At 41.1% G+C, this 8,239-nt stretch carries 10 protein-coding genes; 3 read left to right on the top strand and 7 right to left on the bottom strand.

Annotation, left to right across the window (positions count from 1 at the left end):
* Positions 1-188 precede the first annotated feature (188 nt).
* A complete protein-coding gene (locus Q0081_RS17140) occupies positions 189-872 on the top strand; it encodes a hypothetical protein (protein WP_298355770.1) in 684 nt (227 codons plus the stop codon).
* Between the two features lie 72 nt (positions 873-944).
* Here Q0081_RS17140 and arsN2 read toward each other — a convergent pair whose 3' ends face one another.
* From arsN2 to Q0081_RS17115, 4 genes are all read right to left on the bottom strand, one after another.
* Positions 945-2,282: an arsenic resistance N-acetyltransferase ArsN2 gene (gene arsN2 / locus Q0081_RS31650; protein ID WP_310586501.1), complete on the bottom strand. Its 1,338-nt coding sequence runs from the start codon at positions 2,280-2,282 to the stop codon at positions 945-947.
* 18 nt (positions 2,283-2,300) lie between these two features.
* A complete protein-coding gene (locus Q0081_RS17125; RefSeq protein WP_298355767.1) occupies positions 2,301-3,191 on the bottom strand; it encodes a phosphatase PAP2 family protein in 891 nt (296 codons plus the stop codon).
* Entirely contained in the window at positions 3,154-3,807 is a 654-nt protein-coding gene (locus Q0081_RS17120) for a sigma-70 family RNA polymerase sigma factor (protein ID WP_298355764.1), read from the bottom strand. The genes Q0081_RS17125 and Q0081_RS17120 overlap by 38 nt, the downstream gene beginning before the upstream one ends.
* Before the next feature lie 77 nt (positions 3,808-3,884).
* Positions 3,885-4,211 carry a helix-turn-helix transcriptional regulator gene (locus Q0081_RS17115; protein WP_298355759.1) on the bottom strand — a complete coding sequence of 109 codons (327 nt, stop codon included), beginning with the start codon at positions 4,209-4,211 and terminating at the stop codon, positions 3,885-3,887.
* A 215-nt stretch (positions 4,212-4,426) separates the two neighbouring features.
* On the opposite strand from Q0081_RS17115, the gene Q0081_RS17110 reads away from it, so the two are divergent.
* Positions 4,427-4,909: a C40 family peptidase gene (locus Q0081_RS17110; RefSeq protein WP_298355756.1), complete on the top strand. Its 483-nt coding sequence runs from the start codon at positions 4,427-4,429 to the stop codon at positions 4,907-4,909.
* 16 nt (positions 4,910-4,925) lie between these two features.
* On the opposite strand, the gene Q0081_RS17105 is transcribed toward Q0081_RS17110, so the two are convergent.
* The 3 genes from Q0081_RS17105 to Q0081_RS17095 are packed head-to-tail and all read right to left on the bottom strand — an operon-like array spanning position 4,926 to position 7,282.
* Entirely contained in the window at positions 4,926-5,852 is a 927-nt protein-coding gene (locus tag Q0081_RS17105) for a DUF6624 domain-containing protein (RefSeq protein WP_298355753.1), read from the bottom strand.
* Between the two features lie 8 nt (positions 5,853-5,860).
* Positions 5,861-6,073: a DUF433 domain-containing protein gene (locus tag Q0081_RS17100; protein ID WP_298355750.1), complete on the bottom strand. Its 213-nt coding sequence runs from the start codon at positions 6,071-6,073 to the stop codon at positions 5,861-5,863.
* Between the two features lie 57 nt (positions 6,074-6,130).
* Complete coding sequence (locus Q0081_RS17095; protein WP_298355747.1) at positions 6,131-7,282, bottom strand: methionine aminotransferase; 1,152 nt, start codon at positions 7,280-7,282, stop codon at positions 6,131-6,133.
* 120 nt (positions 7,283-7,402) lie between these two features.
* Here Q0081_RS17095 and Q0081_RS17090 point away from each other — a divergent pair, with 120 nt between their 5' ends.
* Positions 7,403-8,239 carry a TerC family protein gene (locus tag Q0081_RS17090; RefSeq protein ID WP_298355744.1) on the top strand — a complete coding sequence of 279 codons (837 nt, stop codon included), beginning with the start codon at positions 7,403-7,405 and terminating at the stop codon, positions 8,237-8,239.

Raw genomic sequence — 8,239 nt, 5'->3', positions numbered from 1 at the left:
TTGCTTGATAGATTTTTTGACGTGTTTGCTATTGACCCTAACACGCATAAAAATAATCCAAAAGTCAAAGAGCTATATATTTTCGGCACTATCGCCGCTTAAATCATTGCAAACTATTGATAACATGATGAAAAAAACTATAATCCTGTTTATTTTTGGCAGAAACAAATCAACTTTTTACGTTCCCTATGTATATCATCACTGCTTTACTTTCGCTGTATTTATTTTCTCCGACTTACAAATATCCTGTTTTACCGCAAAAAGGAGCCAAACTCGAAGCATTTGTGCCCAAAGGATGGCACATTCTGGAAAAGGCGGAAGGCGATTTGAACAAGGATAATTTGCCCGACCTCGCCACAGTTATTGAAACTGACAAACCCGTAAAAAACCTCAAAGAGCCTGAAATGGAGGTACCGCCACGGATTTTGTTTGTGGCTCTGCGACAGACTGACGGAAGTTATCAGTTGTCGGTACAGTCGAATGAATCTATTTTGCTTTCTAACGAAGGTGGAATCTTTGGCGACCCATGGGCTGGAATGACCATTGAACGCGGAACGCTACTAATCCAATTTTATGCGGGCAGTTCCGATCGTTGGGGATACGATTACCGCTGGCGCTTTCAGAACAACGATTGGTATCTGATTGGGGCTACTTACACAAGCAGTTCTACTCACGACGGTTCATTTGAAAAGTACGATTTCAACCTCAGCACCGGAGCGGCAGAATTGATCCAAGGAAAAGCGATGGAAGATGAAAAAGCAAAAACTCTGAAGGATAAAGTAACTCGTTTTACTGTTGGCAAAAAGCCTTTATTCAAGCTAAGTACCTTCAAACAGGGACAATACGCGATTTATAAAGAGGTGTATATTTGAGAAATCCGAATTCAAAAAATCCTGCGAAACAATAATTTCGCGGGATTTTTGAAAAGTTAATTAAAACTTATTCTAACAGCACCCCGAATTGGGTGTGCAGCAAGACGATACCGCTTCCAAATCAGACAGCTTAATTTTAGGCTTTTCAATCGCCTTTTTCATTACCACCGCCGAACTCGGACAAATGCTGCTAAATTGCTGTAATTGAGCAATTTCAGCAGGCACATTATCTCTGCTTATGCGCTCATAGCCCTGTTTTTCAAAATACGAATCGGCCGTCGTCGTAATCAAATACAGTTCTTTTACGCCTTCCAATCGTACTTGTTTGGTTAAATCATTCACCAAACGACGGGCAATTTTGTACTTCCTGAATCCTTCAGAAACGGCCACAGAACGCAACAATCCATACGTTCCGTTTATCTCCACTCCCGCTGAACCCACCAATTTTTCATTAGCAAAAGCCAACAGGAAATGAGGGAGAGCAGGATTGAGGTCTTCGGTCGGAAGTCCGACTTCTTTCAATAATCCCACCACTGCCGAAAAATCAGATGGTTTTGCAGTACGTATTTCGAGCTCGGTCAACGCCTCAGAGGTGGCAGGTTTTTCAGCGAAAACAGTAATGCTGTAAATCCCGGTTCCACTGTTTCTAAAGGCAGCAATTTCAGCCGTTGACAAGAACGTACTCAAAATGGAGTCGGGAAGGAAAATTTCGCGGTCTTTTTGCAAAGTACTGTTCACAAATCCCGTTTGTTCAATCAATCCAAGATAGGTTTCTTTTTGAATCGCTCCTGATACACAACCAGCGTACATTTCAGCAGCGTGACGAAGGTTTTCAGGCAACTCACCTACCAATACAATATCAGAAATACTAAAATGGCCGTTGGGTTTTAAAACACGGTGAATTTCTTTGAATAAGTTGGCTTTATTAGGCACTAAATTAAGGACACAATTGCTTACCACTACATTGGCAACGTTATCATTTACCGGCATTTGCTCAATATCTCCAAACCTAAATTCAACGTTATTGAATCCCAATTTTTCAGTATTGGCACGGGCTTTGGTGAGCATGGCTTCGGTAAAATCAATACCAATTACTTTGCCTTCTGCGCCCGTTTCGGCACGAGCTACAAAGGCGTCGTTGCCGGCTCCGCTTCCTAAATCAATGACGGTATCTCCTTTTTTAATTTGGGCAAATTGAGTAGGCAAACCACAGCCCAATCCTAAATCAGCGTCGGCCACGTAACCGCTGAGCTTAGTATAATCTTCGGCCATAATGCCGATAAAATCTTCATCGGTACTGCAAGTCGGGCCGCAACCGCAGCAGGAGGCTGCGTTTTGGGTCTTCGACTGCGTCGCTACTTCCGTGTATTTTTCACGGACAATTTCTTTGAGTGTTTGATCTGTGTTCATGGTATAAAAATACGTTAATTATTTACTTACTTGTTGTGTTTTAAGACGTTCTACTTCTTTTTTTGCCGCCATTAAATCAGCTTGGAACTCTTTATTTTTAAGCAATTCATTCACAAACTGACGGGCAAATTTTCGACCCGCTTCTGAATCACTCGGAAAATGCACCCCCAATAGTTCTCTTGAATAAGCCATATCGTACGCATTTTTCACAAAAAGCTCAGTTTTTTCGGGTAATAACTCTTGAAAAATGTAAGCCGCAACGTACGAACTTGACGAATGTCCGCTTGGATACGCCTGAAAAAACGGGTCTGTCACATTTTTCAGTTGATAGTCAAGTTGATACGGACGAGCACGATTGTATTTAAACTTCAAGGCCCAGAAGTAATAAGATGCATCTTTCCAAACTCGTCGCATCATAACAGCCGTAAGCGGTAATTGCTGTGCATTAAAACCGTTTATTTGCCGCCCGATATGAAACAGGTTCTTTTGCATCACTTCATAATCTGCATCGCCCGGTTTAGTGTCGTTATTGTAATATACATTGGCAAAAGAGAGCGATTCGTCCAATTTTTCAGGCGTGCGGGCTTCGGCCTGAAGTTTGAGCAGGAAATCCAATTCTGTCCGCGTTTGAGCTGAGCTGTTGGCAGGAAATTCGCCAATTTCAAAAACACTTGGCGGTAAAGTCAGGTATTCAGGTGTCATTTTCAAGCGTTTAGCATAGCTGTCGGGTAAGCTATCCAACGGAAAATGACGGCGGTCAATGGCAGAGTTAGATTGCGGCTGAGCGTCTGTCTGAGCCAATGTTTTGTAATGTCCCGAAATTGGGACTAAAGGGCGAGGTTTGAAATTTTGCGCCGACAGACTTGTCACACTAAAGACAAGTAGAATAGCAAGTTGTTGATTGTTCATGGGAAGTTTTATTTTGATAAAATTCTCCGTCAAGACGACCGCAACTTGAAAAAGACGCATCATTTTCAGAATTTTTTTTGAGGGTTTGACAAGAAGGCTTCGCTTCCATCGAAATAAGGTGTCCCCGAGGGTCCAATTCTACGTAGGTACATTCTTCGAACAATGTTCGCAATTTTTCTCTGCCTCGCTGAATGCGCGATTTTGTACCTGACAAACTCAAATTCAACCGGTTCGCAATCTCCTGCTGTGGCAAAAGTTCCAAATCAGCCAAACGAAGCGGTTCTGCATACGCCATTGGCATCAACGACAACAAGGGTTCAATATATTGTTGGGCTTGTGAATACACATTAGTTTCAGCGACTGAGGCTGTTTCAGGTAAATTTTCAGAACGTTCAAACCTTTGTTCGCGGCGTGCATAATCCACAATTGTATTTTGTGCAATCTGAAAAATCCAGGAGCGCAAATTGCTAACTCCTGCCTTTTCGCACGAAAAATCGTGTTTTTGGCAAAACGTGTAGATTTTCACAAAGACATCATGGGTTAGGTCCTTTGAGATCTCTTCGTCACGAACGCGTTTACGCACGTAGTCAGCGACGTTGGTCCCGTGTTTCGCCAAAAATTAGGCAGTTCTTTCGTTGAAGCTGTATAGCACATTTTTAATTGTAATATTACGATGATTTATACCAAAAAAATTTAACAGCAACTTGCTTTCAACAAAACGGCAAACAGCCCATCAAAAGCCTGTTCAGCTTCTTCCCATACTTCTTCGTTGATACAATAGCAAACGCGCGGCGGTTCAATACTTCCTTTAACAATACCAATCCGTTTGAGTTCTTTTAAATGCTGCGACACTGTAGCCTGCGAAAGCGGCAATTCATCCACTAAATCACCACAAATGCATGCTTTTTTTTGTGCCAACAACCGCAGAATAGCTACCCGCGCCGGGTGCGCAAAAGCTTTGGCCAAATCAGCGATTCGATTATCGTTATCACTAAATACTTCGGTTTTTGAAAGCCCCATAACTTACAACTATTTTCTATCGCAATATTACGATAATATTCTTAAATAAACCAAATTTTCAGGATTAATTACTTATTTTCAATAAGTTAAAAAAACTAATTAGGCATATAAAAATTGGCATTAATTCATTTTAATGTCAATTTATTGCCAAATTTTCTACTTTTATTTGATACTGTAATTGATTTATTTCATTACAATACCGTTCCTCCTAACTTATGAAGAAAATAGTATTTGCGCTGCTTTTACTGGCAGGATTGAGTCAAAGTATATCCGCTCAATCCCTAAAAAAGGACACGATTCAAAAGGCTTCCATGTCTACTGAGCTTCTTACTTTTGCTAAAAAGCACTTATCACTTCGCTATCGTTCAGGTGGCACTTCCAGAAAAGGGTTTGATTGCTCGGGCTTTGTCCGTTACTGTTTTTCACAATTTGGAATGCTGTTACCCCATTCGAGCGCGGCACAGATTTCTCACGGCATCGAAATTGCCCTCGGTGAAGCCAAAGAAGGTGATTTGATATTCTTCAAAGGCCACAACGCAGGCAGTCAACGCGTTGGACATGTTGGTCTAATTCTCGACGTAAAAAATAATTACGTCAAATTCATTCACTCTGCCTGGAAAGGCGGTGTACGCTATGATTTTCTTCACGCAGATTATTACAAAAAGCGTTTTGTAGGAGTTAGGAGAGTTATAAGGTAATATACGACTATAGCTCTTATTTTTTAGGTAATTTATAGTCTATATTCCACTTTTTCACATAGTCTTCCAACGGCTCAAGGCCAACCGATTTTCGACGTTCATTTACATTTATTTCTTCCTCTATGGGCGAAACTACCCAATCTCCTTTTGCATTCTTTTCTATTTGACTGCCGTAAATTTGTTTCTTCCCCTGTCTAAGAGCTACTCGGTCTTCAAGTAAAGCTAAACTTCCCGAATTCATTTTTCCCGCTTTAACAGCCTCCCTCATTACGGGCAAATACTTTTCCTGAATTTTTAAATCGGAATGTTGAATCACTAAAAACAAAGTAGTTCCTCCCCGCCACCCTATTATATCAGGTCCAAGCCAGCCATATTTATCCAAAATACCTGTGACTTTTATCAAATTTATAGAATCCTTCGCATGTATGATTCGCCATAGTGAGTCCATCTGCTTTGAATCGAACCCAAATTGTTTTTCAACGCCCTGAATCATTTTTCGATATTTTTGGTCACTATCAAAAATACTATCTAATTCTTGAATTAATGGTTTATTATAGTTGACTTCTTCCTTTTCTTTATTGGCTTTTATCAATTCCAACAACGGCAACCAACGCTTATCCTCATGTAGAGAAAGCAAATTTTTATCACTGATAATATGTTGATAGTCAGAATAATCAGCCTTTGTAGCTATCCTATATAAATGAAAAAATGAACTATCAGGATTATTATTTAAAGCCCATGAACAAGCAGCATTATATCTATCATCTGACAAGCCCTTCCAATTATTGGCCTTAAATGCTAAAGTGTAAGTCAATGCAGACCTTGCATAATCTTTAAGCTTGTAAAGCGAGTCTGCCTTTTTTACTAAAACGAAATATTCTTTTGTCTGTCCAGAGACGAAAAAAGAAACAACGCAAAAAAGGATAAGTAGTAGACATTTCATTGTGTTCCCTAATCGACAAAAATGCTGTAATTTATTTCTGTTGAGCTTTTCTGTACTCCAAGTGCCTGTTCCCGTTTGACTGAAGGAAAATCTTCTATAAATTCATCAACCGTATGGCCTCCCTTGAGATAATCGAACAAATTTTTTACGGGAACACGGGTATTATAAAACACCGGTGCACCGCTTTGAATATCAGGATGTATGGTTATGAGATGATTCATATTTCAGGGCGTTTTCAGTAAACAAATATACACAAATTGAAGCTTTAACGGAAAACATCACACCTTCACCAATCGCTCCACCGCTCTTTCGAGTGTTTCTTCTTTTTTGGCAAAACAAAACCGTACCACTCCGTTGTCAGTCGCTTCCTGATAAAAGGCCGAGACCGGAATACACGCTACGCTGTGTTCTTTGGTAAGCCATATCGAAAAATCCTTGTCGGATAAATCAGACAAGTGATCAAAATAATACAGTTGAAAATAACTTCCATAGCTGGGCAGCGGCTTAAAGCGCGTCTGCTGCATCAATTTGGCAAAGTAATCGCGCTTTTGTTGGTAAAAATTGGAGATACCCCGATACGCTTCCCGGTCTTTCAGAAATTCGGCCAAGGCAACTTGTGCGGGCGTAAAACAACTGAAACAGTTGAATTGGTGTACTTTACGGAATTCTGCCATAAAAGCGGGAGGTGCAATGCAATAGCCCATTTTCCAGCCCGTACAATGATATACTTTCCCAAACGAAAAATTCACAAAGGCTCGCTCCCGCAAGTCTGGATAGCGCAAAATACTTCGATGCGGCTCTCCGTCATAAATCAAATGTTCGTACACTTCATCCGACATAATGAGCAAATCGTATTCCTGAACAATTTGGCGTAATTGCTCAATGTCATCGTCCCGCAAAATACTTCCTGTAGGATTATGCGGAGAATTGAGCGCAATCATGCGCGTACGAGGCGTGATACGCGCGCGCACTTCGTCCCAATTAATGCGGTAGGTAGGAAACTCCAGCGGAATGCGCACGGCTATTCCCCCGTTCACTTCAATATTAGGAATATAGCTATCGTAGGCAGGTTCAAAAACAATCACTTCATCGCTGGCCCGTAACACGGTTGTAAACGCAGTATAAATTCCATAAGTACCTCCAGGAGTGATGGTTATTTCGGTATCAGGATTTACATTGACACCGTACAAATCATGAATTTTTGCGGCGATACTTTCCCGCAACGGCATCCATCCTGCCATGGGAGAATATTGATTGAAGCCCTGCTGCAAGGCGTTGCAGGTGAGACGCACGAGTTCTTCGGGCATCTGAAAATCGGGGAACCCCTGTGACAGATTGATAGCTTTGTACTCAGTAGCCAAAGCAGACATCACCGTAAAAATCGTGGTACCTACGTTGGGAAGTTTCGACTCTATTTTTAAACCTTCCATGGAGTGTTTGGTAATTTCGTGTAAAATTATTCTATTCACATCGAAAAACAGCCCAATTTTGTAATTTAAACGAATAATCTAAATCAATTCATCTTTCGCATTCACCTAACTATCCCCACAATGGATTCACTTTTTACCGCCGAATCAATTATCAGTTTATTAACCCTGACGTTTTTAGAAATCGTTTTGGGCATCGACAACATTATTTTTATTTCGATTGCAGCTAACAAACTCTCCCGCAAAGAACAACCCAAAGCCCGAAATATCGGCTTGCTGTTGGCGATGACTTTTCGAGTAACCCTGTTGTTTGGCATTTCTTTTATCATCTCATTATCAAAACCGTTCAGTCATATTGATCTTGGCTGGTTTCAAGCCGCTTTCTCTGGACAAAGCATTATTTTAGTAGTGGGGGGCATTTTTCTGTTGTACAAAAGTACATCCGAAATCCACCATAAATTGGAAGGGGAAGATGACGAAGTTCAACGTCCCAAAGGAAATGCGGCTACAAAATTGACCAACGTTGTACTGCAAATTGCTCTTATCAACGTTGTTTTCTCCGTTGACTCCATTTTGACGGCTATTGGTCTTACCAATAACGTTCCGGTTATGATTGTTTCCGTAGTACTCTCCGTACTTATCATGATGGCATTTTCAGGACCGGTCGGCGACTTTGTCAACCGTCACCCTTCCGTGCAGATGCTTGGTCTGGCCTTTTTGATTGCCATCGGATTTATGTTGATTGCCGAAGGTGCTCATTTAGCCAACGTTTCCTTTTTCGGATCACACGTAGGTTCAGTACCTAAAGGCTATCTGTATTTTGCCATCGCCTTCTCCTTATTGGTGGAAGTACTCAACATCAGGATGCAGAAAAAATCCAAACCTGTTCAGTTACACGACTACAAAGCGCAAGCCGAGCGCGAAGGATTGGTCGCTGATAATGAAAGTGATTCAAAATAG

Source organism: Runella sp. (genome assembly GCF_027484545.1).
Classification (GTDB): domain Bacteria; phylum Bacteroidota; class Bacteroidia; order Cytophagales; family Spirosomataceae; genus Runella.
The sequence above is the reverse complement of the archived record's forward strand: the minus strand, read 5'-3'. Positions and strand labels throughout refer to the sequence as shown.

What these genes read in the sequence shown, in the direction of transcription:
- Q0081_RS17090 (WP_298355744.1), top strand. Translation starts at nt 7,403, where the DNA reads ATGGATTCACTTTTTACCGCCGAATCAATTATCAGTTTATTAACCCTG.
- Q0081_RS17110 (WP_298355756.1), top strand. Translation starts at nt 4,427, where the DNA reads ATGAAGAAAATAGTATTTGCGCTGCTTTTACTGGCAGGATTGAGTCAA.
- Q0081_RS17095 (WP_298355747.1), bottom strand. Translation starts at nt 7,282, where the DNA reads ATGGAAGGTTTAAAAATAGAGTCGAAACTTCCCAACGTAGGTACCACG.
- arsN2 (WP_310586501.1), bottom strand. Translation starts at nt 2,282, where the DNA reads ATGAACACAGATCAAACACTCAAAGAAATTGTCCGTGAAAAATACACG.
- Q0081_RS17105 (WP_298355753.1), bottom strand. Translation starts at nt 5,852, where the DNA reads ATGAAATGTCTACTACTTATCCTTTTTTGCGTTGTTTCTTTTTTCGTC.
- Q0081_RS17125 (WP_298355767.1), bottom strand. Translation starts at nt 3,191, where the DNA reads ATGAACAATCAACAACTTGCTATTCTACTTGTCTTTAGTGTGACAAGT.
- Q0081_RS17100 (WP_298355750.1), bottom strand. Translation starts at nt 6,073, where the DNA reads ATGAATCATCTCATAACCATACATCCTGATATTCAAAGCGGTGCACCG.
- Q0081_RS17115 (WP_298355759.1), bottom strand. Translation starts at nt 4,211, where the DNA reads ATGGGGCTTTCAAAAACCGAAGTATTTAGTGATAACGATAATCGAATC.
- Q0081_RS17140 (WP_298355770.1), top strand. Translation starts at nt 189, where the DNA reads ATGTATATCATCACTGCTTTACTTTCGCTGTATTTATTTTCTCCGACT.